This window comes from Streptomyces sp. NPDC048484 (assembly GCF_040651415.1).
GTDB lineage: Bacteria > Actinomycetota > Actinomycetes > Streptomycetales > Streptomycetaceae > Streptomyces.
In genome coordinates this window covers 247,468-273,251 of sequence record NZ_JBEZJY010000004.1, presented here as the reverse complement: position 1 = coordinate 273,251, position 25,784 = coordinate 247,468, and the positions used below count along the sequence as shown (strand labels likewise).

The window sequence follows — 25,784 nt, the reverse complement described above, 5'->3', positions numbered from 1 at the left end:
TCGCGTAATCTGACCTCGAACGAGCCGTATCGTCCGGTGTGTGCAACGAGGAGCGATCCATGGTCCTGAGGCGCGAACCAACCGCACGCCAGTTGCGCCTGGGGGTCGAACTGCGCAGGCTTCGAGAGGCAGCTGGGCTCACTGCCACCGAAGCCGCCGGGCTGCTCGGGGCGAACAGGGTTCAGATGAGCCACATCGAATCCGGACTCACGGGAGTGAGCGAACAGCGACTCCTACGCCTCAAGTCCCACTACGCGTGCACGGACGAAGAGTTCATCGGCGCCTTGGCCGCAATGGCCACTGATCGGGCACGTGGCTGGTGGGAGGAGTACCGAGGGCTGTTGCCCACGTCATTCCTGGACCTCGCCGAGTTGGAGCACCACGCCACGTTCCTGCATGACGTGGCGATCCTCTACGTGCCGGGGCGGCTGCAGACGGAGGACTACGCCCGCGCTGTGTTCTCCGCCAGAGTGCCCGAACTCGCCCAAGAAGAGCTCGACTTGCGTGTCCGCCATCGATTGGAGCGGCAACAGGTGGCCATCCCGCATGAGGTGGTGATCCACGAGGCAGCGCTACGCATCAGAGTCAGCGACCGCGTTGTCACCCGAGCCCAACTTGCGCGGCTCCTCGAACTATCCGAAGCAGACCACATCACTCTGCAGGTCATCCCCTTCGACCTGGACGGATTCGCCAAAGCCTCAGGCACGATGACGTACGCGGGCGGCCCACTGCCCAAGCTGGACACCGTGGTGCGGGACGCACCCCACGGTTCGGTCTTCATCGACTCCGAAGCTCAGCTCAACACTTATCGAACGAGCTTCCGTAGGGTAAAAGAAGTGTCACTCGACCCCGAAAAGTCGCGTGAACTCATCCACGAACTAGCGAAGGACCTGTGACGCACCTATGACCACCTTCGGCAACTGGCGGAAGTCTTCCTACTCCGGCGAGGGCGACGGCAACAGCTGCGTGGAGATCGCAAGCTCCCTCACCCACATAGCCGTCCGCGACTCCAAAACCCCGACCAGGGCAACCCTCACCTTCCCAGCCGAAAGCTTCATCACCTTCGTCAACGCTTTGAAGGACACGTGACCACCCCCAACAACTGGCGCAAGTCGTCCTACTCCGACGGCGGCGACGGCAACGACTGCGTAGAGATCGCGAACTCACCCACCCACATCGCCGTCCGCGACTCCAAGACCCCGACCAGGGCAACCCTCACCTTCCCCGCCGGAGCCTTCACCACCTTCATGGAAGCCCTAGTCGAAGGCCTCAAAGAAGCGCCCTACTCCACGGTCACCGACTTCGCCAAGTTCCGCGGCTAACCCACCCCGTCGCCCCGGGCGGTAGCCAACTCGCTCGCGAGCACCTGCAACGGCACCGTAGCCACCAGCGGTTGGAGCAGGGTCGGGGTCACCGGGATGCGAATCAGGTGGTCCGCGTAGGGGACCACCGACCCGCCCCCCTCCTCCACGATCACGATCGTCCACACAGCGAGGGCACCCCGCGACATCCGGCTCATCGGCGTGGACGGCGACGAGAGTGAAGGCCCCTTCCAGCCGTCGGCACACCAGCCGCATGGCCTCCGCCGGATCGGCGCACGCGGAGCATCCCTCGGCGAGCAGATGTGCGACCACCTCGGCGTCGGTCTCCGAGGCGAGCGAGTGCCCCCGCTCGGCAGGTTCGGCGCGCAGGGCGGCGAAGTTCTCGACCTACGACCCACCGCACGCCCGGGCCCGGCACCACATGCCCGAAATCGGAAATCTCGCCGAGCGGCGAAAAACAGCCATTCCTCGCAGAGAGCATCAGGCACACCCCAACCATCACGACACAGGATCCGCACAGAAAACTCCTGAATGTGAGGGAAATGCGACCCTGGAACGAGTCGTGAGGCCCTCGGGACGTTTCACGCCACCCCTCCCGGCACTGAAGTAACCCATTGCTCAAAGTCGATCACATGTGGCTATGTTGACGCTTCACATAGTCGGATCTGACCAATCCGTCTTCGCACGCGATCACGAGCAGCCGGGGGAACAGCGTCTCGACGGGGAGGGGCTTTGTCATGCCCAAACAGCCCTCAGTCCTCCTCGGCCCCTCCTGAGCATCGTCGGCGGATTTCCGGTCGCATGCCCCGTGATGGAGGGATACACCCGTGCGCCATGGACCCCCGCGTTCCAGACCTCTACGTTCCAGACCCTCAGGCCTTCTCAGACCAACGCCGAGCCGATCCGGGCTCCTTGCCCGGATCATCCCGCTTCTTCTCGCCGTAGCGGTCCTGGCAGGCCTCGGTGTCCGGCCGGACCTGTTCGACCGGTTCGCCAGTGCGGGGACGACCGCGGCAGGTGACTCCTACGACTGGTACGAGGACACGGCGACCGAGCAGTTGCGGCAGGACCAGTGTCTGATGGCCGATGTGCTGCGCCTGGGCGGGCCGTCCATGGCCACTACCTCGCAGAACGCCCTCAACCAGTCCCCGGACAAACTCCACGCCCTGGCCGACAGGAAGCACTGGCAGGACACGCCGCTCGCCACCGCGTATCAGAAGGACAGAGATGCGGCGGACAAGGAACTGGACGCCCTCGGCGCCCTCCGGAGCGGCTGGCAGAAACCCCTCGACAGTCTGACGACCCCGGCCGGCTTCACCAGCGCCGACTTCCACTGGCCCCCGGGCTCACCGGGTGACGGCAAGGACGACTTCTACGGCCAGACCGGCCTGACGAAGTGGACCGCCGACCGGTTCTGGAAGAACGAGACCGACTTCTACGAGGACTCCACCCCCGCGGCGGACGCGAAGACCCTCAAAGCCGTCGACAACGTGGGCACTCCCCTCTACGGGACGGACCCGGACCCGGGTCTGCCCCAGGCCGAGTGGCATCGTGCACTCGCCGAGCGAGACGCGTTCCAGCACCTGCACGGGGCCCCGGGGGAGAACGCGGGTGCGGACAACGCCCGCATCTTCCTCGCGTCCGGGGGCTTTCCCCGTACCGCTCCACAGCCGGACACCGCGGAGTACCGCATCGCGGTCGAGGACCTGAAGTCCCGGTTCGCGTCGTGTGCGTGGCGTGACCCGATCGACCCCAGCAAGGTGCTGAACGAGGTCTCCGCCACCGCCGCCCAGGAATGGCAGCAGGAGATCGCCTCCCAGCAGGTCCAACGCAACCAGATCCTCACCGCGAACACGGACGCCACCAAGGCCCTGGCCACCGGCGCCAAGGCCCTGGGAGACCTGCTCGGCCACTCATGGACCGCCGACCACCTTGCCCGCTGGCAGGACTACTGGTCCCCCGGGGGAGTCGGCCCGGTCGGCGACGCGCCGGCGGTGATCGAGTTCCATGCCGCGAAGGGCAAGTGCCTCGATGTCCAGGGCAGTGGAAAGACCGACGGCACCCCGGTCCAGCTGTACACGTGCAACGGCTCGGCAGCGCAGGCGTGGCAGGTCTACGGCGACGACAAGGGCCTGCACCTGCGGAACGTCAACTCGCTGAAGTGCCTCGACGTCTACAACAACGACTCGACGGACGGCACGAAGATCCTGATCTGGACGTGCAACAGTTCCCCGGCCCAGACATGGAAGTACAACCTCCGCGCCACCACGAGCCTGGAGAACGTCGGCACCGGCAAGTGCCTGGACCTGAACAAGTTCGACAACGGCCAGGACGCATGGCTGTGGGGGTGCAACGGAACAAATCCGCAGCAACTCGACATCAAGCCGTCCGGAAACACCGCCATCATTCCGCCCAAGGCCCAGTTCGACCAGGCCAAGACCGGCGTCACGGGCGCCCAGACGGCGGCGAAGAAGCAGCTCACCACCCTCAAGGCGCAGGCCGCCGCAGCGAAGAAGTCCGCCACGGACACGGGCACCGCCGAGCAGGCCGCCTACACCGTCGCGGACGCCAACGGTGCTCCGCGGGGCCGTGGTCTGCTGGTGGGCCAGCAGAAAGCCCAGGTCACCCAGGGCGCGGCTGCTGCCCTTGAGGCGATGGTGAAGGCGGGCGAGACCGCCGAGGCCGCCACCCGCGCCTCCGGCGGAGACAGCCAGACGATCGCGCAGCGCGCGCTGGCCCAAGCCGCCCAGGCCAAGGCGGAGTTCCGCAGGGAAGCCGCGCACACGGCCGAGTTGCAGGCCAAGGCCGCGGCCGACGCCGCGAAGGTGCACCGCGACAACGCGAAGAAGGACAAGGAGACCGCGGAGGCCAAGCTCGCCGAGACCCTGACGGCCGAGAGCGACGCGAAGACGGCCGCAGCCGACGCGCACGCCGAGCGGCTCGCGGCGGAGGCCGAGGAGAAGACGGCCAAGGCGGAGAAGGAGACCGCCGAGGCCAAACAGGCCGAGACCGCCCAGCACAGGCAGAACGCCGAGACCGAGGCGACGAAGGCTAAGGAAGCCAAGGACAAGGCCGAAACCGCCGAGGGCACCGCGGTCGGGAAGAAGAACGACGCGGTCAAGGCCCGCGACAACGCCAAGGACAAGCGGGACGACGCCTGGGACGCCGAGCAGAAAGCCGACGCCGCCCGCGCCAAGGCGGACGCGAAGGATGCCTACGCCGATTCCCTGGAGGCGGGCGACGCGGCAGACGCGGCCCGCTCCGCTGCCAATGACGCGGACAAATACGCGACGGACGCGGAGACGGCCGCTACGCGGGCCCGTGCCGCGGCCGACGCCGCGACGAAGTCAGCGGCCGAAGCGGATGCCGCAGCCACCCGCGCCGAAGCAGCCGCGAAACGCGCCCGCGCTCATGCGGACAGCGCGCAGGCCGCGAAGCTGAAGGCCGACGCCGCGGTGAAGACCGCGACCAGTGCCGCAGCGGAGGCCATCGCAGCCGCCAAGCACGCCGCCTCCGAGGCGAAGACGGCCGTCGAGCTGGCCGACAAGGCGGAAGAGAAGGCCAAGACCGCCAAGGGCCATGCGGACCAGGCGAAGAAAGAAGCCGCCAAGGCCCTGCTGGCATCGGCGAAGGCCGCGGGCTTCGCCCACGTCACCGCCCAGGCCGCCGTGGACGCCGGCAACTCCGCCGCGCAGGTCGCCAAGCCGGCGAACGACGCGATCCAGCTCGGCTCCCCCTACATCAGCACCGACTCGGCCGCGAGCCTGGTCGTGCTGACCGGGCAGGCGTCGAAGACGATCGCCGACCAGCAGAAGGCCGTCGCCGACGCCCACGCCAAGAACGCGCAGGAGGAATCCGCCGCGGCCAAGGCCCTCGCCGACCAGGCGTCAGGCGACGCGAAGGCCGCCTACCAACACGCCGCCAACGCCGCCGTGCACGCATCGAACGCGCGCACCTACGCGAAGGAAGCCCTCGGCTACGCTGCCGATGCCGCCACGGCCGCGTCCAAGGCCACCGCGTCACTGGCCCGCACGATCGAGTACGACCGCCAGGCGACCGAAGACGCCGCAGCCGCCGACAAGGCCGCAGGCCGCGCCGAAGGCTATGCCAAGGACGCCCGCGACTCCGCCGACCAGGCAGCACTCGACGCGGACGCCGCCCGCACAGCCGCCTCGGAGGCCGAACAGGCCGCCAAGGACGCCCGCGCAGCAGCCAACCGCGCCGACACCGCAGCAACCGAAGCCGAACAGGCGGCCAAAGACGCCCAGAAATACGCCGAGTCCGCCCAGCAAGCCGCGGAATCCGCGGAACGCAAGGAGGCTAACCAACAGGTCGCGTCCGGCGCGGGCACGGGGATCGGGGGCACGTTCTACGTCGTCGACGAGGACAGCGTCAAGGTCACCAACACCAAGCAGAAGAATGACTGCGTCATCGAGATCGGTTTCGAAGGCTGCACGGTCACGTTCACCGTCACGTTCGACACCACGGTCGACTTCTACCTGTGCACCAACCCCAACGTGCCGGCCACGACCTCCGGCTGCCCCGCGCAGGACACGATCCTGGTCAAGACCGAGCACCTCGAGGATCTGAAGAAGGACGTCACCGAGTACTTCAGCAAGCTCGACCTGATCCAGCAGACAGTCGTCTATCAGATCCTGAAGGCGGTCCTGGTCCAGGACTTCCTGGACTGCTGGCACGGCAGCGTCAGCGGCTGCGCCTGGGCGGCGAGCAACTTCGTCCCCGGCACCGCGTTCGGCAAGGTCTTCGACGGGATCCGGGTGTTGGACGCCGCCATGAAGACCGGCGTCGGGGTCCGTGACGCGTTCCGTGCTCTCAAGGCCCTCGACCTGGACCCTGGGACCCTCGCCAAGATCAACTCCATCGTCAACGCCCACGAGGAGCTGTTCACCGCCTGCAAGGTGAACAGCTTCCCCGGCACCACCCAGGTGCTGATGGCGGACGGCTCACGGCGGCCCATCAGCCAGGTGGGTGTGGGGGACCTCGTCAAGACCACGGATCCGGCTTCCGGCCGGTTGCGGGCCCGGCAGGTCACCGACACCTTCAAGCACGACACCCAGCGGCTGGTGGACATCACCGTTGCCGGCGGGGGGAAGCTGGCCAGCACCGCCGGACACAAGTTCTATGTGGTGGACGGCGGATGGACGCTCGTCTCCGACCTGCGCGTCGGCGACCGTCTGCGCACCCCGGACGGCTCCGTCCACGCGGTGACCGCCCTCCACGACCGCTCGGGCCTTGCTCCGCGCACGGTCTACGACCTCACGGTCGCGGACCTGCACACGTTCTTCGTGCTGGCGGGCGCCACCCCGATCCTCGTTCATAACTGCAAAGTAGCTTTGGGGTGGCAGCGAAACGGAAAGCTCGACGAGTGGGCTGACGCGAACAAGCTCGCCACTTTCTCCAACGTGTCTCCGAACGACTTCGCCCGGATCGCGGAAATGGCCATCGCCGACCCGAACGTGACGCTGCACATCAACATGACCGGACTGGCCGGGGAGGGAAGCTTCGTGGATGCTGCCCAGCGTGGCCTGAAGGGCGGTCAGGCGGGGGCTGCTGCCACGGACTACGAGATGTCCATGATCGCGAGAGCCCTCGCCAATGGTCAGCGTCCGTGGAGTTCGATCAAGTTCTACTCACCGTCGGGTCCGGATGGAGCCATGCGACTGGATCCCCCGACGGGTATGCCGGATCTGTCGGTGCTGAAGGGAGACCTCGACCCTGTGAAGGGATCGATCATCGGTTACTGCCACTGCTGAGGAATCGACTATGGATACCCACTGGAAAAACCTGTACCCGGACGTGACCGCTGCGGGCGGCCTTGTATCGGCGATGAAAAAGGCCGCAAAGCTGGGCAGAGGCGAAATCTGGCCAGAGCCCTCGACCAGCGACGGCATCATCATCGCGACGGCAAGGGGTAACGTGTCGGTCGTTCCCGCGGCCGAGGAGCGTCTGTTCCGGGTGCGTGTCCATATTCCCGGGTGCGCCTGGGACATTCCCGGGTTCAACTGGGAGATCGGCTCTACGGACGATCTCGGGTTGCTCGTAGAGGCGGTCACCGCATGGCGGGAAGGTGTGCCGTTCGACGAACTGGCGGCGAGATTCACGTTCCTGAAGCTCGACGAATTCGCCGGGGCACTCGAGAGGGGAGAGCCCACTGCTTCGCAGTGGGCCGACCTCCTGTCGGCCGAGTTCCACCGGGGACAATGGAGCCTTCTGCGTCGCCTTCATTCGGATGAGGTACTGGGGAACATGTTCCCGGTGATCTCACACCGTGCGGTCCGCCTGCGGGTGGATCTGTTCGACGGCGCGAGCCGTCAGGTCCGGGTGTATGAGCCGGACGAAGGGCGTTATGAGGTCTGCGGGGTGCCCGAGGCCACCTGGGTCGAGGTGCCCTCCGGCGATCTGATCGCGTATCTGCGAGCCGCCCTGACCGAACAGTGATCTCGACAGATCGATGAAGTCGAAACCCCGCCAGCTAATCCCTGGCGGGGTTTCTTCGTGTTTCTCACGCTTTCGGCCTCGGTGAAGGCGGCCGAAGTCACCTCTTCCCTCGCCGCGTCGGCGGGTTTTCGAAGTTGAGCGGCGCACGGCAGTCGAGGGTGCCGGACACGTGGGGCGCGGGAGTGCGCGATCTCAGAACCCCGGCGGCTCCGTGTGTACCCCCCACTCGTCCCGCAGGACATCGCAGATCTCCCCCAGCGTGGCCTCCGCCCGCACCGCGTCGAGCATCGGGCCGATCATGTTCGACCCGTCCCGCGCGGCAGCCAGCATGGCGTCCAGGGATGACCGCACGGCGGCCTCGTCCCGGGCGGCCCGGCGGGATTGGCCGCCGCCCTCAAGGAGGGCACGCCAGTCACTTGGTCGGTCCCCTATTACGCAGGCATTATTACGCAGGCATCGAGTCATATGCCAAGCAACTGCTGGCTGAATACGTCAAGCGAGCTGGCGGCGGGCGTTCAACACGCTCCCTGCCAGGCCAACAGCAGGAAGAGAAGTGAAGGACGCATGACCAAACAGGAATTCGATCTGCCGCCGAAAGCCTCGCCGGATGTCATCGCCCAGCGCAACGCACTGGCCGACCAAGCCTGCCGCGCGCTGGCCCAGGCCGGGATTCCCGTTCACCGGATTGCCCTTGGCGGCGAGTCCGAAGGCAGGCCCGGGGCTGAGGTTCATGTGGACCCTCTCGCGGACGGCGGGGTGCTGGTGGAATGGAACACGGGAGCAGAGCTGACAACTGCCGCTCTGAAGATTCCGCCGGGCGAACTTGATCCTTCGAATCTGCCCTACGCGATTCGCCATTACGAAACCGTCCATACCTGTATGCGGGCCGCCCTTCTGGGAATCCTCGCCTCGGCGCGGTTCCACGTCGAAGAAGCAGATGGGCACACCTACGGGGCTGCGGTTCACGTATGGGGCTTCCGACCCTGATCCCACCCGTCAGGCCCCGTCGGCGCCGAGCCGTACAGCGTCGATGGCGCCTGATGAGCCGGACGTGTGCTCGGGGCCCGTGTGCACGCCAAGACGAGGTCTGTAAAGCCTCTTCTGTGTGTAACTCGGTTTGGTGGTCAGGATCGGGCTGCGGTGAGTCGGCCGTCGAAGGCGTTGAGAGCAGGCTCCAGCGGCGCCTCCAGCGCTGGCGGTCCTTGCCTGTGGGTTCCACCCCTGCGACCGAGCCTGCGCCATCAACCGCCACCCGAGCGACCGACTCCCGCGGCCTCTGAGGCAACACACATGGTCAACACGGCTACTCCCCCCGCTCAAGCCGATCGATCGCCTCCTGCACCATCCCCAGATACTCGACCTCCTCGCAGCGCGGCTTGCTGCCCATCTCGTACAGGTCGATGCAGTCGTAGAGGTACTCCCCCAGGTCCTCGTCCGGCAGGTCGAGCGCCAGTTCGCTGCACACCCGGCCCTCCAGCCCCTGGCCCTCCCCATCGGCCTGGCGGCGCCCGGCCCGCCTCCCTCTGACCAGCTCACGCACTCGGAAACGTACGGTCATGACGACCATCCCAAACCCCCGGCGTCCCGGAAACGGCTCGCTTCCGGATGGCGGGACGCTATCCCCGTACGACCTCACGGTCCAGCGTTTCGGACATCCCCCGGACGCGTGCAGAACGCACCGACGTGACGTACTCCACCCGGCGCCCGGTTCGAACTGCCGTAACAATGGACTGTGATCTCACCGGTCTCCTCGTTGCCGCGGAGCGCCCACCGGCCCAGGCCGGAGGCGACTCCCTACGTCGACCTCACCCGCGCCCAGTGGAGCGCGCTGCGTGAGAAGACGCCGCTCCCGCTGACCGCCGAGGAGGTGGAGAAGCTGCGCGGTCTGGGTGATGTCATCGACCTCGACGAGGTACGGGACATCTATCTGCCGCTGTCCCGGCTCCTCAATCTCTACGTCGGCGCGACCGACGGCCTGCGCGGCGCCCTGAACACCTTCCTCGGTGAGAAGGGCTCGCAGTCCGGTACGCCGTTCGTGATAGGCGTGGCGGGTTCGGTCGCCGTAGGCAAGTCCACCGTCGCCCGCCTCCTCCAGGCCCTGCTGTCCCGCTGGCCCGAACACCCACGGGTCGAGCTGGTCACCACGGACGGCTTCCTGCTGCCCACCAAGGAGCTCCAGGAGCGGGGCCTGATGTCCAGGAAGGGCTTCCCGGAGTCGTACGACCGACGGGCGCTGACCCGGTTCGTCGCGGACATCAAGGCGGGCAAGGACGAGGTGACGGCCCCCGTCTACTCGCACCTCATCTACGACCGGGTCCCCGGCAAGCGGCTCACCGTCCGCCGCCCCGACATCCTGATCGTCGAGGGCCTGAACGTCCTGCAGCCCGCCCTGCCCGGCAAGGACGGCCGCACCCGTGTCGGCCTCGCCGACTACTTCGACTTCAGCGTGTACGTCGACGCACGGGCCGAGGACATCGAGAGCTGGTACCTGAACCGTTTCCGCCGGCTGCGTGAGACGGCCTTCCAGGACCCGTCCTCGTACTTCCGCAAGTACACGCAGGTCTCCGAGGAGGAGGCACTCGACTACGCCCGTACGACCTGGCGGACCGTCAACAAGGTCAACCTCCTGGAGAACGTGGCCCCGACCCGCGGCCGCGCCACCCTCGTCGTACGCAAGGGCCCCGACCACAAGGTCCAGAAGCTGAGCCTGCGCAAGCTGTGACCGGCAGCCGGTCGTCCGGCGCGGCTACCCTGCCCCCATGCTGCACCTGCGACTGATCACCCCGTCCGACAGAACCGACGCCGTACTCCGCCTGATCGAGGAGACGGTCGGCACGACCCATCTGGCGGTCGTGCCGGGCGCCGCCCGCAATCCCGTCGGCGACATCGTGATGGTCGACGTGGCGCGCGAGGCGGGCGACGAACTGATCAGCGGGCTGCGTGACCTGGAGATCGACAAGAGCGGGTCGATCGCCGTCGAGAACATCGACCTGTCACTGTCCGAGCGCGCCGACAAGGCGGAGGACGACGCACCCGGAGAGGGCGCGGACGCGGTCCTGTGGGAGCACCTGGCGGACGCGACGCACGAGGAGTCGACGCTCTCGGTCACGTACCTCGCCTTCATCACGCTCGCCACGATGATCGCGGCCTGCGGTGTGGTCCTCGACAACGCGATCCTGATCGTGGGCGCGATGGCGGTGGGCCCGGAGTTCGGGCCACTGGCGGGCTTCAGCACGGCCCTGGTCCGGCGCCGGCCGCGGCTGGCCCTGCGCTCACTCGTCGCACTGCTGGTGGGCTTCGCCGTGGCGATGGCCGTGACCGTGCTCTTCAGTCTCCTGATGGACAGTCTGGGCCTGTTCACCGAGGACCTGCTGGAGGCCGACCGGCCCAACACGGCCTTCGTCTACGCGCCCGACGCGTTCTCGTTCGTCGTGGCGGTCCTCGCGGGCATCGCCGGCACCCTCTCCCTGACCTCGGCCAAGTCGGGCCTCCTGGTGGGCGTGGCCATCTCCGTCACCACGGTCCCGGCAGCCGCCAACGCGGCAGTGGCCCTCAGCTACGGAGACACCGCCCAGACGATCGGCTCGACGAACCAGCTCCTGCTGAACCTCCTGGGCATCGTCCTGGCAGGCACCCTGACCCTCCTGACCCAGAAGTGGCTGTGGCGCCGCCCTCAGACGCGCGTCAGGCGGGTCAGGCGCGTCAGCGGCGGACCCGCACCGCGTGTGTGACGGTCGGTGAGCCGACCAGTTCGGACACCCGGTAGCCGTCGATCCCGTCACCCAGGTTGTCGAGCAGTCGCTCCCCGCGCCCGATGAGCACCGGCGCGATCACCAGGTGGAGCCCGTCTATCAGCCCGTCGATCAGCCCGGCGCACATTCTTTTGCCTTGACAGAAACCCCGGTTCACCCGAGCGCGGACTTCACCACATCAGCAAGCCGCCCGGCGACAGCCCGCGCCTGATCGATGTCGGCCGCCTCGACCATGACCCGTACGAGCGGCTCGGTTCCGGAGGGCCGCAGCAACACCCGCCCGGTGTACCCGAGTTCCCGCTCCGCCTCGGTCACCGCGGAGGCCAGCTCCGCGGACGTCCCCACCCGCGACCGGTCGACGTCGGGCACGTTGATGAGAACCTGCGGCAACCGCTCCATGACGGACGCGAGGTCCCGCAGCGTACGCCCGGTCTGCGCGACCCGCGCCGCGAGCAGCATGCCGGTCAGCGTGCCGTCACCGGTGGTCGCGTGGTCCAAGATGATCACGTGCCCCGACTGCTCGCCGCCGAGCGCGTAGTCGTGCTCCTTCATCTCCTCCAGCACATACCGGTCCCCGACCCCGGTCTGTACGACGGACACCCCTTCGCGCTCCATGGCCAGTTTGAACCCGAGGTTCGACATGACCGTGGCGACAACGGTGTCGGACCGCAGCTCGGAGCGCTCCCGCATCGCGAGGGCGAGCACGGCCAGGATCTGGTCCCCGTCGACCTCCGCACCGGTGTGGTCCACGGCGAGGCACCGGTCGGCGTCACCGTCGTGGGCGATGCCGAGGTCGGCGCCGTGCTCGATGACGGCGGACTTCAGCAGGTCGAGGTGGGTGGAGCCGCAGCCGTCGTTGATGTTGAGGCCGTCGGGCTCGGCGCCGATCGTGACGATCTCGGCGCCCGCGCGCGTGAAGGCCTCGGGCGACACCCGCGCGGCAGCGCCGTGCGCCTCGTCGAGGACGACCTTCAGACCGTCCAGCCGGTTCGGGACGGCGGTGAGGAGATGGGCGACGTACCGGTCGGACCCCTCCTCGTACGAGCGGACGCGACCGACACCGGCGCCGGTCGGCCGGCTCCAGGGGGCGCCGGTGCGGTGCTCCTCGTAGACGGCCTCGATCCGGCCCTCCAGCTCGTCGGCCAGCTTGTGTCCGCCGCGGGCGAAGAACTTGACGCCGTTGTCCGGCATGGCGTTGTGGCTCGCGGAGAGCATCACGCCGAGGTCGGCACCGAGGACGCCGGTGAGATACGCCACCGCGGGGGTCGGCAGGACACCGACGAGCAGCACGTCCACGCCGGCGCTGGCGAGGCCCGCGACCACGGCGGCTTCCAGGAACTCCCCGGACGCACGCGGGTCCCGTCCGACCACCGCAGTCGGCCGGTGGCCCTCGAAGGTTCCCACCTCGCCCAGTACGTGCGCCGCCGCCACGGAGAGACCGAGCGTGAGCTCGGCCGTCAGATCCGCGTTGGCGACACCCCGTACGCCGTCCGTCCCGAAGAGTCGTCCCACTGGTGTCCTCCGAACTTGCTCAGGCTTAACTCAGGCTTGATCAGTCTTAACTCAGGCTTGATCAGAAAGTGCGGCTCGACCGAGGGTCCGGCCAGGGGTCCGGCTCCGACCCATGTCAGGTATATCCCCCGGCCTGTATATCTCCCAGCCCTGTTTCAGGGCAGCACAGGCGGTGATAAACGAACGCCCCGGCGACACAGAACGTGCCGCCGGGGCGATTCGTGCAGAACAGCGAGCGTGATCGGGCGAGATTTAGCGCTTGCTGTACTGCGGGGCCTTACGGGCCTTCTTGAGACCGGCCTTCTTGCGCTCGACCGCACGGTCGTCGCGCTTGAGGAAGCCGGCCTTCTTCAGGGCGCCGCGGTTGTTGTCCGTGTCCGCCTCGTTCAGGCTGCGGGCCACGCCGAGGCGCAGGGCACCGGCCTGACCGGACACGCCGCCACCCGAGATGCGGGCGACAACGTCGTAGCGGTCGTCGAGCTCGAGCACCTTGAAGGGCTCGTTGACTTCCTGCTGGTGCACCTTGTTGGGGAAGTAGTCCTCAAGGGTGCGGCCGTTGATCTTCCACTTGCCGGTGCCCGGGACGATCCGGACGCGGGCGATGGCGTTCTTGCGACGGCCCAGGCCGGCGGCCGGCTGCGGGTCGCCGAAGCGGTCGGCGAGGTCGTCCGAGGACTCAGAGGTGTACTCGCCCTCGACGGGGCCCTCGGACTCGGTGGTGTACTGCTCGACGTCGACAAGCTCGGTCTCAGTCTCTTCGACCGGCTGCTCAACGGTGGTCTCGGCCACGGTTCTCCTCAGATTCTGTTCAGTCTTAGGGGGGTGGTGGCCGGAACTACTGCGCGACCTGGGTGATCTCGAACGGCACCGGCTGCTGGGCAGCGTGCGGGTGCTGGTCGCCCGAGTAGATCTTCAGCTTCGAGAGCACCTGACGGCCCAGGGTGTTCTTGGGGATCATGCCCCGGATGGCCTTCTCGACGGCCTTCTCGGGGTTCTTCGACAACAGCTCGTCGTAACGGACGGAGCGCAGACCACCCGGGTAACCGGAGTGGCGGTACGCCATCTTCTGGGTCCTCTTGTTGCCGGAGAGGTGCACCTTGTCGGCGTTGACGATGATGACGAAGTCACCAGCGTCGACGTGGGGGGCGTAAATCGGCTTGTGCTTGCCCCGCAGAATGTTCGCGGCAGTGGTCGCCAGACGACCCAGGACGACATCCTGGGCGTCGATGACGTACCACTGGCGAGTGATGTCGCCGGGCTTGGGGCTGAACGTACGCACGGTCATGCCTTCGCTTCTTCAGTGAGTGGGTCCTGACATGGACCACCACGGACGATGTACGACAGCCCTGGCGGACCTCGGTGACGCAACCGAGTCCTGCCGCTGGTCATCGGCCCGGTGGACCGGTGTAAGGGCCCCTCACGTGAGAATGAGCAAGCCAATACACATAACGAACCGCAAGAATACCTGCGGTGGCCCGTACGGGTCAAAACGCGCGACCGCCCGCAGGCGCCCGCCGGGTTTCAGGGTACCTGGGAGCGGGCATCCGGCGCCCGGCCCACCCTGAGATGCCCTCTTTGGCCTCATTCACACTTGACACATGAGGGCGGCGAGTACCGCGGGAGGCGGACCAGCCCACCCCTTACCCCCTTGCCCCGTCTAAGATGCGCCTCATGAGCTTTGGGCAGGGGGGACCCCAGTGGGGTTCCGGGGGATCAGGTTCCGAGCCGCCGCAGTGGAGCAATCGGTCTCCGGACTGGGCGGCGCTGGCCGAGGCGTCCGAAACGCGCAACCGGCGCCGCAGATGGCTGCTGATAGGCGGCGGCGCCCTCGCCACCATCGCCGTGGGCGCGGCCGTCGCCGTGGCCATGGTCTCGGCGGACAGCAACGACCAGGCCTCGAACAGGCCTGCCTCCGAGCTGCCCACCTCCGCGGACATCCCGTCGGACACCACCGGTCCCGGCCCGTCGTTCGAGGCGACCTCGGCGCCGCCGCCGCTGGACCCGAAGGACTTCATATCCGACGTGAAGAAGGACTCCGCGACGCTCGCTCCGGACATCCTCTTCCCGGGTACGCAGCTGACGATGGGCGAGACCGTCTACAAGAAGGGCGCGATGGCGTCCACGAAGAACTGCGTGTCCGCCTCCCAGGGCACGCTCGGCCCGGTCCTCACCAAGAACGACTGCACCCGCCTCATGCGCGTCACGTACGCGAAGGACGGGGTGGCGGTGACGATCGGGGTGGCCGTCTTCGACACCGAGGCCAAGGCGCTCAGGGCGAAGACCGACGCGGACAAGAAGAGCGTCGTCCAGTCCCTCTCCGGCGAGGGCGTCCCCGTCTTCTGCCGCTCCGCGGTCTGCCGCTCGACGACCAACTCGTACGGCCGCTACGCCTACTTCACGGTCGCCGGCTTCACCAACGGCAAGGACGTGACCGAGAAGGACGCCAAGGTCTTCGCCACCGGCGACGACCTGGCCGAGTTCACGTTCCGCCAGATCCACCGCCGCGGCGAGGCCCAGGCATCGGCGGCGGCGAACAAGTAGGCGGCCCGGTCCCGGTCCACCGACCACCGACCACCGACCACCGGTGCAGCGGCATCAGGGCCGACTCCAGCTGCGTGCGCAGAGTCATCTTCGAGACCCCCTCGGTCCGCTCCTCGAAGCGGATCGGGGGGTGCCGCTCAGCGCCGAACGGCACTCAGCGGCGAACGGCGTTCAGTAGCACCCCGCCCCCGGCAACGTCCGCCGGTTGCGTGCCTCCTTGTTCCGCGCGGCAAGCAGCTCGTCGGCCGGATACCCGACCTCTTCGAGGGTCAGCCCGTGCGGCCGCACCACATGCACGGCGGAGTCCCGCACCCCCGCGGCCAGCACCTTCGCCGGCCAGTCGGCCCCCCGGTGCCCGTCCCCCACGAACAGCAGCGCCCCGATCAGTGACCGCACCATGTTGTGGCAGAAGGCATCCGCGCGCACGGTGGCGGTGACGACCCCGTCGCCGCCCCGCTCCAGCCGCAGCTCCTGGAGCGTACGGATGGTGGTGGCGCCCTCCCGCTTCTTGCAGTAGGCGGCGAAGTCGTGCTCCCCGAGCAGCCCCTGAGCGGCCTCGTTCATCGCGTCGACGTCGAGCGGCCAGTCGTGCCACAGGACATGGCTCCGCAGCAGGGGATCGACCCCGCCCGGATTGTCGGTGACCCGATAGGCGTACCGCCGCCAGACCGCCGAGAACCGCGCGTTGAACCCGCTCGGCGCCTGGGTCAGCGCCCACACCCGCACGTCCTTCGGCAACCGCCCGGCCAGCCGCTTGAGCAGCTTCTCCTGGTGCTCGGCCCACAGGTCGCCAGGCAGATCGACGTGCGCCACCTGCCCCCGGGCATGCACTCCGGCATCGGTCCGGCCGGCCACGGTCAGCTCGTACGTCGTCTCACGCGACCGCGTCACGGTCCGCAGCGCGTCCTCGATCTCGCCCTGTACGGTCCTGCGCCCCCCGGCCTGCTTGGCCCACCCGGAGAACTCGCTCCCGTCATACGAAAGATCCATCCGTACCCGTACGAACCCGGGTTCCACTTCGTCGCTCACACACAGATCCTCTCAGGGCCGCAGCCTCGGGCATGATCTCGGCCGCGATCTGCCGAAAACGAGAAAGCGGGCCCGCCCCCAAAGGGGCGGACCCGCTCAGACGCGAGCCGAAGCTCAGGCGTCCTTGGACTCCTCGGCGGCGTCCTCGGCCGGCTTGGCGTCCTCGACGACCTCGTCGGACTTGGCCTCGGCGGCCTCGTCCTTGGGGGTGTCGTCCTTCTTCAGGGTGTCTTCCTTGACGGCACGCTGCGTCGCCGCCTCGGCCTCACCGGTGGCCTGCTGGGCCACGGTCAGGGCCTCCACCAGCTCGATGACAGCCATGGGCGCGTTGTCGCCACGGCGGTTACCGATCTTGGTGATACGGGTGTAGCCACCCGGGCGGTTCTCGTAGCGCGGGCCGATCTCGGTGAAGAGCGTGTGCACGATGCTCTTGTCCGTGATGACCGAGAGCACCTGCCGGCGGTTGTGAAGGTCGCCCTTCTTCGCCTTGGTGACCAGACGCTCGGCGTACGGCCGCAGGCGGCGGGCCTTCGCCTCGGTGGTCGTGATCTTGCCGTGCTCGAAGAGCGACTTCGCGAGGTTCGCGAGAAGCAGCTTCTCGTGCGCGGCGCTGCCGCCCATACGGGGACCCTTGGCGGGCTTCGGCATGATGTTTCTCCTTGGTGTCTGCCCCGGCCGTATCAGGTACCGAGGTCAGTATCCGAGCGGGCGGTTACCCGTCGGAGACCCGCGCCCCGTCGGGGCCCCGAAGGGCCCCGCAAGGGGCGCGGGGAACTGCGCGACCAGCCACAGCCGGCCCGCAGCCAAATCTCAGCCGTCCAGCGGGCGAACCCGCAGAGCGACTAGTACTGCTCGGTCTCGACGAATCCCGCGTCCGCGTCGTCGTCCGCGCCGAAGGCGTCGGCCGCGGCGGTCGGGTCGAATCCGGGCGGGCTGTCCTTCAGGGCCAGGCCCATGCCGGCCAGCTTCGCCTTGACCTCGTCGATCGACTTCGCACCGAAGTTGCGGATGTCGAGCAGGTCGGCCTCGGAACGCGCCACCAGTTCACCCACGGAGTGGATGCCCTCACGCTTGAGGCAGTTGTACGACCGAACGGTGAGCTCGAGCTCCTCGATCGGCAGGGCGAGATCAGCGGCGAGGGCGGCGTCCGTCGGGGACGGGCCCATGTCGATGCCCTCGGCGTCGATGTTGAGCTCACGCGCCAGACCGAACAGCTCGACCAGGGTCTTACCGGCCGACGCCATGGCGTCACGCGGACGCATGGCCTGCTTGGTCTCGACGTCGACGATCAGCTTGTCGAAGTCGGTGCGCTGCTCGACACGAGTCGCCTCGACCTTGTACGTGACCTTGAGAACCGGCGAGTAGATCGAGTCGACCGGGATGCGCCCGATCTCCTGACCGACCTGCTTGTTCTGCACGGCGGAGACGTAACCGCGACCGCGCTCGACGGTCAGCTCCATCTCCAGCTTGCCCTTGCCGTTGAGCGTGGCGAGGACGAGGTCGGGGTTGTGCACCTCGACACCGGCCGGGGGCGCGATGTCGGCGGCGGTGACCAGACCCGGTCCCTGCTTGCGCAGGTACATCACGACCGGCTCGTCGTGCTCCGAGGAGACGACCAGCTGCTTGATGTTGAGGATCAGGTCGGTGACGTCCTCCTTGACGCCCGGCACGGTGGTGAACTCGTGCAGGACACCGTCGACCCGGATGCTGGTGACAGCAGCGCCGGGGATCGAGGAGAGGAGCGTACGGCGGAGGGAGTTGCCGAGGGTGTAGCCGAAGCCCGGCTCCAGCGGCTCGATCACGAACCGGGAGCGGAATTCGTCGACGACCTCTTCGGTCAGGGACGGACGCTGAGCAATCAGCATGTTGCGATCCTTCAGTCATGGACGCCCGCTATTTGACGCCCTGCTGTTACTGCAAGGGTACGGGCGGCACGCCTCCGGAGAGCCGTACCGCCCGAACCCAGGAAAAACTAAGACAACCGTGCGTCAGACGCGACGGCGCTTGGGCGGACGGCAGCCGTTGTGCGGCGTGGGCGTCACGTCCTGGATCGAGCCGACCTCAAGGCCAGTGGCCTGGAGGGAGCGGATCGCGGTCTCGCGACCGGAGCCCGGGCCCTTGACGAAGACGTCAACCTTGCGCATGCCGTGCTCCTGCGCGCGGCGGGCGGCCGACTCGGCGGCCATCTGCGCGGCGAAGGGAGTGGACTTGCGCGAACCCTTGAAGCCGACGTGGCCGGCGGAGGCCCAGGAGATCACGTTGCCCGAAGGGTCCGTGATCGAGACGATGGTGTTGTTGAACGTGCTCTTGATGTGCGCGTGACCGTGAGCGACGTTCTTCTTTTCCTTGCGGCGCACCTTCTTGGCAGCGCCCTGACGACCCTTGGGGGGCATCTATAACTCCTACGGGGAGGTGGTCGGTCCTACAGCGAAGACCGCTGGTGAAGCGTTGTCCGCTGAGGACTACTTCTTGCCCGGCTTCTTCTTGCCGGCGATCGCGCGACGCGGGCCCTTGCGGGTACGCGCGTTCGTGCTGGTGCGCTGGCCGTGGACGGGAAGTCCACGACGGTGGCGCAGACCCTGGTAGCAGCCGATCTCGACCTTGCGGCGGATGTCGGCCTGAACCTCACGGCGGAGGTCACCCTCGGTCTTGAAGTTGCCGTCCACGTACTCGCGGATCCGGACCAGCTCCTCCTCGGAGAGGTCACGAACGCGGGTGTCGGGGTTGACGCCGGTATCGGCCAGCGTCTTCTGCGAGAGAGTTCGGCCGATGCCGAACACATAGGTGAGGGCAACCTCCACGCGCTTTTCGCGCGGGATGTCAACACCGGAAACGCGTGCCATTCAATGGCTCCAGTTGTCGTTCGGAGGTCTTCCACAGAACCGGCTCCCGCCCGCCGTCATCTTCTTCGGCGAAGATTCGGTACGGATCGGGTCCCCGGCCTCCGACCGGGGGTGTCGGATCCCTGCGAACAGTGGATCCGGGCTCTGCGTATGAACATGTACGTGCGTCGCGCGAAGTTCTGCGGGTGCAGAAGGTGCGGCCGTGCGTCAGCCCTGGCGCTGCTTGTGGCGCGGGTTTTCGCAGATGACCATGACCCGGCCGTGACGGCGGATCACCCTGCACTTGTCGCAGATCTTCTTGACGCTCGGCTTGACCTTCATGGTGAGGTTCTCCGGGTCAGTGCCACCACCCCGCGGAAGCGGGGCACAGGCAAGATCTACTTGTACCGGTAGACGATCCGGCCACGCGTCAGGTCGTACGGAGACAACTCCACCACGACCCTGTCGTCAGGGAGGATGCGGATGTAGTGCATACGCATCTTGCCGCTGATGTGTGCCAGGACCTGGTGGCCGTTCTGGAGCTCAACCTTGAACATGGCGTTCGGAAGAGACTCGACGACAGTGCCCTCGATCTCGATGGCACCTTGCTTCTTGGCCACGCTTCGCCTTTCGAATCGACTACCTTGATCGACTCCGCGCTTACCACATGCAGGCATGCGGATGCACGAGAGCCGACGAGTCAGTCTACGTCAGGGCCCTCGGAAAGACGAATCGAGGAAGTCTGCCCCACGACGAAGATCCCTAAGCAGAGACGCGCCCCTTGAGGGGCGCGCGGAACGGCGCAGTCTTTGTCTTTCAGGGGCGCGGGGAACGGCGCGATCTTTCAGGGGCGCGGGGAACGGCGCGACCAGCCCCCGCCCACCCGCACCCGCGCCCGCCACCCCACGGGAGCCCGCTCCCCCGAAGCGCGCCCTACGCCAAAGGATCAGGCGCCGCAGCAATCCCGTACTCGGCCAACTTCGCCTTACCCCCGTCGGGAGACGTAAGGACAAGCGGTCCTTCAGCCGTCAGAGCGACAGAGTGCTCCCAGTGCGAGGACCACGTACCGTCCGTCGTGATGACGGTCCAGTCGTCCTCGAGCACCTCGGTCCGAGGCGTCCCCAGCGAGACCATCGGCTCGATGGCGAGGCAGAACCCGGGCACCAGCTTGGGGCCCTTGCCCCGGCGGCGCTCCACGTAGTTCAGCAGATGCGGATCCATGTGCATCTCGGTCCCGATGCCGTGGCCGCCGTAGTCCTCGACGATCCCGTACTTGCCGCCGCCGGGCTTCGGCTGGCGCCGGATGTACGTCTCGATGGCCCGGGAGACGTCGACGAGCCGGTTCCCCAGCTTCATCGCCGCGATTCCGGCCCACATCGACTCCTCGGTCACCCGGGAGAGCTCGATGAGCTCCGGAGCGTGACCGGATCCCACGAAGGCCGTGTACGCGGCGTCCCCGTGCCAGCCGTCGACGATCGCGCCGGCGTCGATCGAGATGATGTCCCCGTCCTTGAGGACGACGTCGCCGCTCGGGATGCCGTGCACGACGACCTCGTTCGCCGAGGTGCAGATGGTGGCGGGGAAGCCGCCGTAGCCCAGGAAGTTCGACTTCGCGCCGTGCTCGTCGAGCACCTTGCGGGCGACCTGGTCGAGATCGCGTGTCGTGGCACCGGGCACCGCCGCTTCCCGGGTCGCCCTGTGGACGGCGGCGACGACCAGGCCCGCCTCACGCATCTTGGCGATCTGCTCGGGGGTCTTGATCTGCACCATGGGGGCCCGCGCTCTCCGTCTTCTCTGCCTGCTCGGATACGTACACAACAGTACGGCCGCGGCGCCCGTCGAGGGCACCGCGGCCGATCCGGCCAGGACGGCTACTTGCCGCCGTCCTCGCTGTCGCTACTGTCGCTCTTGCCCTCGGACTGAACCTTGAGGGCGCCCATCGCCCGCTTGGTGACCTCGTCCACCTTGCCGAGCGCGGTGATCGTCACCACCAGGCCCTGGGCCCGGTAGTAGTCGATGATCGGCTCGGTCTGGGTGTGGTAGACCTCCAGGCGCTTGCGGACGGTCTCCTCGGTGTCGTCGCCGCGCTGGTACAGCTCGCCGCCGCAGGCGTCACAGACGCCTTCCTTCTTCGCCGGGCTGTACGTCACGTGGAAGACGTGACTCGAATCCTTGCGGCAGATGCGGCGGCCGGCGATGCGCTTGACCACCTCGTCCTCGGGGACCTCCAGGTCGAGTACCCCGTCCAGCTCCACACCGTCGGCCTTCAGGACCTGGTCGAGAGCCTCGGCCTGGGAGACGTTCCGCGGGAAGCCGTCGAGCAGGAAGCCATCCACGGCGTCCGGCTGCTCCATGCGGTCCTTGGCCATCGCGATGGTGACCTCGTCCGGTACGAGGTTGCCCTCGACGATGTACGACTTGGCCAGCTTGCCCAGATCCGTCTGCTGGCTGATGTTCGCACGGAAGAGGTCGCCCGTGGAGATGTGCGGGATCGACAGGTTCTTGGCGAGGTACGCGGCCTGCGTTCCCTTGCCCGCCCCGGGCGGCCCGACGAGGACGATTCGCATCAGCGGAGGAACCCTTCGTAATTGCGCTGCTGGAGCTGGCTCTCGATCTGCTTCACCGTCTCCAGACCGACACCCACGATGATGAGGATGCTGGTGCCACCGAACGGGAAGTTCTGGTTTGCCCCGAAACCAACCAACGCCATCGTCGGCACGAGAGCGATCAGGCCCAGATACAGCGAACCCGGCCAAGTGATCCGGTTGAGTACGTATCCCAGGTACTCAGCGGTAGGCCGGCCGGCCCGGATGCCCGGGATGAAGCCACCATACTTCTTCATGTTGTCCGCGACTTCCTCGGGGTTGAACGAGATAGCCACGTAGAAGAAGGCGAAGAACACGATCAGCAGGAAGTAGGTGGCGATGTAGATCGGATGGTCGCCCTTGGTGAGGTTCTGCTCGATCCAGGTTTTCCAGCCCGAGGTCCCCCCTGCGAACTGAGCGATCAGCGCCGGGATGTAGAGCAGCGACGAGGCGAAGATCACGGGGATGATGCCCGCCTGGTTGACCTTCAGCGGAATGTACGTCGAAGTACCGCCGTAGGAACGGCGGCCGATCATTCGCTTCGCGTACTGGACCGGGATGCGGCGCTGAGCCTGCTCGACGAAGACCACCAGGCCGACCATGACGAGGCCGACCGCGATGACGGTGCCGAACTCGATCCAGCCGTCCGCCAGGTTGCCCTGCACCTTGATGGCCCACAGCGCCGACGGGAACGTGGCGGCGATCGAGATGAACATCAGAATCGACATGCCGTTGCCGATGCCGCGGTCGGTGATGAGCTCACCGAGCCACATGACAGCGGCCGTACCGGCGGTCATGGTGATGACCATGGTGATGGTGACGAAGATCGACTGGTCGGGCACGATCTGGTTGCCGACCGTGCAGCCCGTGAACAGCGCACCGCTGCGCGCGGTGGCCACCAGGCCGGTGCCTTGCAGGATGGCCAGCGCCACCGTCAGATAACGGGTGTACTGCGTGATTTTCGCCGTACCGGACTGGCCCTCTTTCTTGAGGGCCTCCAGGCGCGGGATCACCACGGTCAACAGCTGCAGGATGATGCTCGCCGTGATGTACGGCATGATGCCGAGGGCGAAGATCGTGATCTGCAGCAGCGCGCCACCACTGAACATGTTCACCAGGCCGAACAGGCCCTGGTTCCCGTTGCTCGCCTGATCGATACAGGCCTGGACGTTCGTATAGTCGACTCCCGGGATCGGGATGTGCGTACCCACCCGATAGACCACGATGATGCCGAGCGTGAAGAGCAGCTTCTTGCGCAGGTCGGGCGTCTTGAACGCCCGGGCGAACGCGGTGAGCACGGTGCCTCCTGCGACCCCCGCGCAAGTGCGCCAGAGGTGACGGTCTTGAGGTTCGACGAATAAGTAACGGACAGCTAACTAACAGTCAGAAGCCACCTGGAGTTCCCTGACGGCACACCGGGCGAAAATTAGCAGCGCAGGCCACCTTACCGGCGACACCGCTTCCCTAGGAACGACCAACCGGGGATGCCCCTTTTGTGGGGCACCCCCGGTCGGGTTCGCTCAAGTCATCGAGTCGCCTGGAGTATTCAGATCAGCTCGGTGACGGTACCGCCGGCGGCGGTGATCTTCTCCTTGGCGGAGCCGGAGACGGCGTCGACCGTCACCTGCAGTGCCACGGAGATCTCGCCCTGGCCGAGGACCTTGACGAGGCTGTTCTTGCGAACCGCACCGTTGGCGACGAGCCCCTCGACGGTGACTTCGCCACCCTCCGGGTACAGCGACGCCAGCTTGTCGAGGTTCACGACCTGGTACTCGGTCTTGAACGGGTTCCGGAAGCCCTTGAGCTTCGGGAGACGCATGTGGAGGGGCATCTGGCCACCCTCGAAGCGCTCCGGAACCTGGTAACGGGCCTTCGTGCCCTTGGTACCACGACCGGCCGTCTTGCCCTTCGACGCCTCACCACGACCAACACGGGTCTTGGCGGTCTTGGCGCCCGGGGCGGGACGGAGGTTGTGGATCTTGAGCGGGTTGTTCTCCGCCATGATCAGTCGACCTCCTCAACCGTCACGAGGTGGCGGACGGTGTGAACCATTCCGCGGAACTCGGGGCGGTCCTCCTTGACGACCACATCGTTGATCCGCTTGAGACCAAGCGAACGAAGGGTGTCGCGGTGGTTCTGCTTGCTGCCGATGAACGACTTCTTCTGCGTGATCTTGAGCTGAGCCATGATTACGCACCCGCTCCCGCACGTGCACGCAGGAGAGCCGCGGGGGCGACGTCCTCGAGGGGCAGACCACGGCGGGCCGCGATCTCCTCGGGACGCTGCAGGCCCTTGAGGGCCGCCACGGTCGCGTGCACGATGTTGATCGCGTTGGAAGAGCCGAGCGACTTCGACAGGATGTCGTGAACGCCGGCGCACTCGAGCACAGCACGCACCGGGCCACCGGCGATAACGCCGGTACCGGGGGAAGCAGGCTTGAGCAGGACGACGCCCGCGGCCTTCTCGCCCGTGATCGGGTGCGGGATGGTGCCCTGGATACGGGGGACCTTGAAGAAGTGCTTCTTGGCCTCTTCAACACCCTTGGCGATCGCGGCCGGCACCTCCTTGGCCTTGCCGTAACCAACACCGACGGTGCCGTCACCATCGCCCACTACGACGAGCGCAGTGAAGCTGAAGCGACGACCACCCTTCACAACCTTGGCGACGCGGTTGATCGCGACGACGCGCTCAACGTACGCGGTCTTTTCAGCAGCAGCGCCGCCGTCACGGCCCTTCCGGTCCCGCCGCTCGCCGCCACCGGCACCGCTTCCGCGGCGCTGGGGTCCAGCCATTGGAATTACCTCTCTCTGTTTCCGCTAGCTACGGAACCAGGACTCAGAACTTGAGTCCGGCTTCGCGGGCGGCGTCCGCCAGAGCGGCAATGCGCCCGGCGTACTGGTTTCCACCACGGTCGAATACGACAGTCTCGACACCGGCGGCCTTGGCGCGCTCGGCGACCAGGGCGCCGACCGACTTGGCCTGTCCGGACTTGTCGTTCTCGCCGCCGCGGATCGTCGTGTCCAGGGTGGACGCCGACGCGAGGGTGTGACCCTTAACGTCGTCGATCACCTGGGCCACGATGTGGCGGTTCGAGCGCGTCACGACCAGGCGAGGCCGCTCAGCCGTACCGGAGATGTGCTTCCGGATGCGGATGTGACGTCGCTTGATGGCAGCACGCTTGTAAGCGTCGCCCTTAGCAATCTTGACACCGTATGCCATGGCTTACTTACCCGCCTTTCCGACCTTGCGCCGGACGACTTCGCCCTCGTACTTGACGCCCTTGGCCTTGTACGGGTCGGGCTTGCGCAGCTTGCGGATGTTGGCCGCAACCTCGCCGACCTTCTGCTTGTCGATTCCCTCGACCGAGAAGTGTGTCGGGTTCTCAACCTTGAACAAGATGCCCTCAGGCGCCTCGACCGTGATCGAGTGGCTGTAGCCGAGCGAGAATTCCAGGTTGGAACCCTTCGCCAGGACGCGGTAACCGACACCGCTGATTTCGAGCTTCTTCACGTAACCCGTGGTCACGCCGGTGATCATGTTCGCCACCAGCGTGCGGGACAGGCCGTGCAGGGCCTTGTTCTGACGCTCGTCGTTCGGGCGGGTGACATTGAGAATGCCGTCCTCACCCTTGGCGACATCGATCGGAGCCGCGACGGTGTGGGAGAGCGAGCCCTTGGGGCCCTTCACCTGGACCGTACGGCCGTCGATGGTGACGTCCACGCCGGCGGGAACCGTGATGGGGAGCTTGCCAATACGCGACAT

General features: G+C 67.0%; 29 protein-coding genes and 3 pseudogenes. 9 read left to right on the top strand and 23 right to left on the bottom strand.

The features are described from left to right. Positions 1 to 59 precede the first annotated feature (59 nt). Genes AB0D14_RS06070 through AB0D14_RS06060 form a run of 3 tightly spaced genes read left to right on the top strand, consistent with a single transcriptional unit; the run spans position 60 to position 1,322 of the window. Positions 60 to 896, top strand: coding sequence for a helix-turn-helix transcriptional regulator (locus tag AB0D14_RS06070; RefSeq protein WP_362775296.1), 837 nt, complete (start codon positions 60 to 62; stop codon positions 894 to 896). 7 nt (positions 897 to 903) lie between these two features. After that, on the top strand, positions 904 to 1,089 hold the full coding sequence (locus AB0D14_RS06065; RefSeq protein ID WP_362775294.1) for a DUF397 domain-containing protein: 186 nt from the start codon (positions 904 to 906) through the stop codon (positions 1,087 to 1,089). Next, the gene (locus AB0D14_RS06060) at positions 1,086 to 1,322 is read left to right on the top strand and encodes a DUF397 domain-containing protein (RefSeq protein WP_362775292.1); all 237 of its coding nucleotides are present in this window, start codon (positions 1,086 to 1,088) and stop codon (positions 1,320 to 1,322) included. The genes AB0D14_RS06065 and AB0D14_RS06060 overlap by 4 nt, the downstream gene beginning before the upstream one ends. On the opposite strand, the pseudogene AB0D14_RS06055 reads toward AB0D14_RS06060, so the two are convergent. Beyond that, positions 1,319 to 1,507 (bottom strand): annotated as a pseudogene (locus tag AB0D14_RS06055) (hypothetical protein); the annotation flags it as partial. The gene AB0D14_RS06060 and the pseudogene AB0D14_RS06055 overlap by 4 nt on opposite strands. Positions 1,508 to 2,401: 894 nt before the next feature. Between AB0D14_RS06055 and AB0D14_RS06050 the strand changes: the two are divergent. Together AB0D14_RS06050 and AB0D14_RS06045 are read left to right on the top strand one after the other, a co-directional pair. Then, on the top strand, positions 2,402 to 7,096 hold the full coding sequence (locus AB0D14_RS06050) for an RICIN domain-containing protein (RefSeq protein WP_362775377.1): 4,695 nt from the start codon (positions 2,402 to 2,404) through the stop codon (positions 7,094 to 7,096). 10 nt (positions 7,097 to 7,106) lie between these two features. After that, complete coding sequence (locus AB0D14_RS06045) at positions 7,107 to 7,781, top strand: hypothetical protein (protein ID WP_362775291.1); 675 nt, start codon at positions 7,107 to 7,109, stop codon at positions 7,779 to 7,781. A 192-nt stretch (positions 7,782 to 7,973) separates the two neighbouring features. On the opposite strand, the pseudogene AB0D14_RS06040 reads toward AB0D14_RS06045, so the two are convergent. Then, positions 7,974 to 8,159, bottom strand: a pseudogene (locus tag AB0D14_RS06040) (methylmalonyl-CoA mutase family protein); the annotation flags it as partial. 186 nt (positions 8,160 to 8,345) lie between these two features. Here AB0D14_RS06040 and AB0D14_RS06035 point away from each other — a divergent pair. Further along, on the top strand, positions 8,346 to 8,768 hold the full coding sequence (locus AB0D14_RS06035) for a hypothetical protein (RefSeq protein ID WP_362775289.1): 423 nt from the start codon (positions 8,346 to 8,348) through the stop codon (positions 8,766 to 8,768). Positions 8,769 to 9,084: 316 nt separating this feature from the next. Here the strand turns inward: AB0D14_RS06035 and AB0D14_RS06030 are convergent, their stop codons facing one another. Next, entirely contained in the window at positions 9,085 to 9,339 is a 255-nt protein-coding gene (locus tag AB0D14_RS06030; RefSeq protein ID WP_362775288.1) for a hypothetical protein, read from the bottom strand. A gap of 174 nt (positions 9,340 to 9,513) precedes the next feature. Between AB0D14_RS06030 and coaA the strand changes: the two genes are divergently transcribed. Together coaA and AB0D14_RS06020 are read left to right on the top strand one after the other, a co-directional pair. Further along, positions 9,514 to 10,503 (top strand): type I pantothenate kinase, encoded by a 990-nt coding sequence (gene coaA / locus AB0D14_RS06025; RefSeq protein ID WP_362775286.1) that lies wholly within the window; start codon positions 9,514 to 9,516, stop codon positions 10,501 to 10,503. Positions 10,504 to 10,540: 37 nt separating this feature from the next. After that, on the top strand, positions 10,541 to 11,512 hold the full coding sequence (locus AB0D14_RS06020; RefSeq protein WP_362775283.1) for a DUF389 domain-containing protein: 972 nt from the start codon (positions 10,541 to 10,543) through the stop codon (positions 11,510 to 11,512). Here AB0D14_RS06020 and AB0D14_RS06015 read toward each other — a convergent pair. The 4 genes from AB0D14_RS06015 to rplM form a co-directional block, all read right to left on the bottom strand. Beyond that, the gene (locus AB0D14_RS06015; protein WP_362775280.1) at positions 11,484 to 11,660 is read right to left on the bottom strand and encodes a hypothetical protein; all 177 of its coding nucleotides are present in this window, start codon (positions 11,658 to 11,660) and stop codon (positions 11,484 to 11,486) included. The genes AB0D14_RS06020 and AB0D14_RS06015 overlap by 29 nt on opposite strands. Positions 11,661 to 11,686: 26 nt before the next feature. Further along, positions 11,687 to 13,045: a phosphoglucosamine mutase gene (gene glmM / locus AB0D14_RS06010; protein WP_362775277.1), complete on the bottom strand. Its 1,359-nt coding sequence runs from the start codon at positions 13,043 to 13,045 to the stop codon at positions 11,687 to 11,689. Between the two features lie 252 nt (positions 13,046 to 13,297). Further along, complete coding sequence (gene rpsI, locus AB0D14_RS06005; RefSeq protein WP_362775275.1) at positions 13,298 to 13,834, bottom strand: 30S ribosomal protein S9; 537 nt, start codon at positions 13,832 to 13,834, stop codon at positions 13,298 to 13,300. A 46-nt stretch (positions 13,835 to 13,880) separates the two neighbouring features. Next, the gene (gene rplM, locus AB0D14_RS06000) at positions 13,881 to 14,324 is read right to left on the bottom strand and encodes a 50S ribosomal protein L13 (RefSeq protein WP_362775375.1); all 444 of its coding nucleotides are present in this window, start codon (positions 14,322 to 14,324) and stop codon (positions 13,881 to 13,883) included. Positions 14,325 to 14,716: 392 nt separating this feature from the next. Here rplM and AB0D14_RS05995 point away from each other — a divergent pair, with 392 nt between their 5' ends. Further along, positions 14,717 to 15,586: a hypothetical protein gene (locus AB0D14_RS05995; RefSeq protein ID WP_362775272.1), complete on the top strand. Its 870-nt coding sequence runs from the start codon at positions 14,717 to 14,719 to the stop codon at positions 15,584 to 15,586. A gap of 46 nt (positions 15,587 to 15,632) precedes the next feature. On the opposite strand, the pseudogene AB0D14_RS05990 reads toward AB0D14_RS05995, so the two are convergent. From AB0D14_RS05990 to rplF, 16 genes and pseudogenes are all read right to left on the bottom strand, one after another. Beyond that, a pseudogene (locus AB0D14_RS05990) lies at positions 15,633 to 15,713 on the bottom strand (polyprenol monophosphomannose synthase); the annotation flags it as partial. Positions 15,714 to 15,757: 44 nt separating this feature from the next. Then, positions 15,758 to 16,615: a tRNA pseudouridine(38-40) synthase TruA gene (gene truA, locus AB0D14_RS05985; protein ID WP_362775269.1), complete on the bottom strand. Its 858-nt coding sequence runs from the start codon at positions 16,613 to 16,615 to the stop codon at positions 15,758 to 15,760. A 114-nt stretch (positions 16,616 to 16,729) separates the two neighbouring features. Then, the gene (gene rplQ / locus AB0D14_RS05980; protein ID WP_362775266.1) at positions 16,730 to 17,263 is read right to left on the bottom strand and encodes a 50S ribosomal protein L17; all 534 of its coding nucleotides are present in this window, start codon (positions 17,261 to 17,263) and stop codon (positions 16,730 to 16,732) included. A 194-nt stretch (positions 17,264 to 17,457) separates the two neighbouring features. Continuing rightward, a complete protein-coding gene (locus AB0D14_RS05975) occupies positions 17,458 to 18,480 on the bottom strand; it encodes a DNA-directed RNA polymerase subunit alpha (protein ID WP_053661878.1) in 1,023 nt (340 codons plus the stop codon). A gap of 123 nt (positions 18,481 to 18,603) precedes the next feature. Continuing rightward, positions 18,604 to 19,008 carry a 30S ribosomal protein S11 gene (rpsK, locus tag AB0D14_RS05970; protein ID WP_003956432.1) on the bottom strand — a complete coding sequence of 135 codons (405 nt, stop codon included), beginning with the start codon at positions 19,006 to 19,008 and terminating at the stop codon, positions 18,604 to 18,606. Between the two features lie 69 nt (positions 19,009 to 19,077). Further along, on the bottom strand, positions 19,078 to 19,458 hold the full coding sequence (rpsM, locus tag AB0D14_RS05965) for a 30S ribosomal protein S13 (protein ID WP_362775263.1): 381 nt from the start codon (positions 19,456 to 19,458) through the stop codon (positions 19,078 to 19,080). Positions 19,459 to 19,665: 207 nt separating this feature from the next. Beyond that, a complete protein-coding gene (gene rpmJ, locus AB0D14_RS05960; protein ID WP_003998809.1) occupies positions 19,666 to 19,779 on the bottom strand; it encodes a 50S ribosomal protein L36 in 114 nt (37 codons plus the stop codon). Between the two features lie 56 nt (positions 19,780 to 19,835). Beyond that, positions 19,836 to 20,057 (bottom strand): translation initiation factor IF-1, encoded by a 222-nt coding sequence (infA, locus tag AB0D14_RS05955; RefSeq protein WP_003948620.1) that lies wholly within the window; start codon positions 20,055 to 20,057, stop codon positions 19,836 to 19,838. Positions 20,058 to 20,370: 313 nt separating this feature from the next. Beyond that, on the bottom strand, positions 20,371 to 21,207 hold the full coding sequence (gene map / locus AB0D14_RS05950; protein WP_362775260.1) for a type I methionyl aminopeptidase: 837 nt from the start codon (positions 21,205 to 21,207) through the stop codon (positions 20,371 to 20,373). Positions 21,208 to 21,308: 101 nt separating this feature from the next. After that, a complete protein-coding gene (locus AB0D14_RS05945) occupies positions 21,309 to 22,004 on the bottom strand; it encodes an adenylate kinase (RefSeq protein WP_362775257.1) in 696 nt (231 codons plus the stop codon). Further along, a complete protein-coding gene (gene secY, locus AB0D14_RS05940; RefSeq protein WP_362775254.1) occupies positions 22,004 to 23,320 on the bottom strand; it encodes a preprotein translocase subunit SecY in 1,317 nt (438 codons plus the stop codon). The genes AB0D14_RS05945 and secY overlap by 1 nt, the downstream gene beginning before the upstream one ends. Before the next feature lie 248 nt (positions 23,321 to 23,568). Further along, positions 23,569 to 24,024: a 50S ribosomal protein L15 gene (gene rplO / locus AB0D14_RS05935; protein WP_107022203.1), complete on the bottom strand. Its 456-nt coding sequence runs from the start codon at positions 24,022 to 24,024 to the stop codon at positions 23,569 to 23,571. 2 nt (positions 24,025 to 24,026) lie between these two features. Then, the gene (gene rpmD, locus AB0D14_RS05930; protein ID WP_107022202.1) at positions 24,027 to 24,209 is read right to left on the bottom strand and encodes a 50S ribosomal protein L30; all 183 of its coding nucleotides are present in this window, start codon (positions 24,207 to 24,209) and stop codon (positions 24,027 to 24,029) included. Positions 24,210 to 24,211: 2 nt separating this feature from the next. Then, positions 24,212 to 24,814, bottom strand: coding sequence for a 30S ribosomal protein S5 (rpsE, locus tag AB0D14_RS05925; protein WP_055513610.1), 603 nt, complete (start codon positions 24,812 to 24,814; stop codon positions 24,212 to 24,214). A 43-nt stretch (positions 24,815 to 24,857) separates the two neighbouring features. After that, on the bottom strand, positions 24,858 to 25,241 hold the full coding sequence (rplR, locus tag AB0D14_RS05920; RefSeq protein WP_362775250.1) for a 50S ribosomal protein L18: 384 nt from the start codon (positions 25,239 to 25,241) through the stop codon (positions 24,858 to 24,860). Between the two features lie 3 nt (positions 25,242 to 25,244). Next, a complete protein-coding gene (gene rplF, locus AB0D14_RS05915; RefSeq protein ID WP_362775247.1) occupies positions 25,245 to 25,784 on the bottom strand; it encodes a 50S ribosomal protein L6 in 540 nt (179 codons plus the stop codon).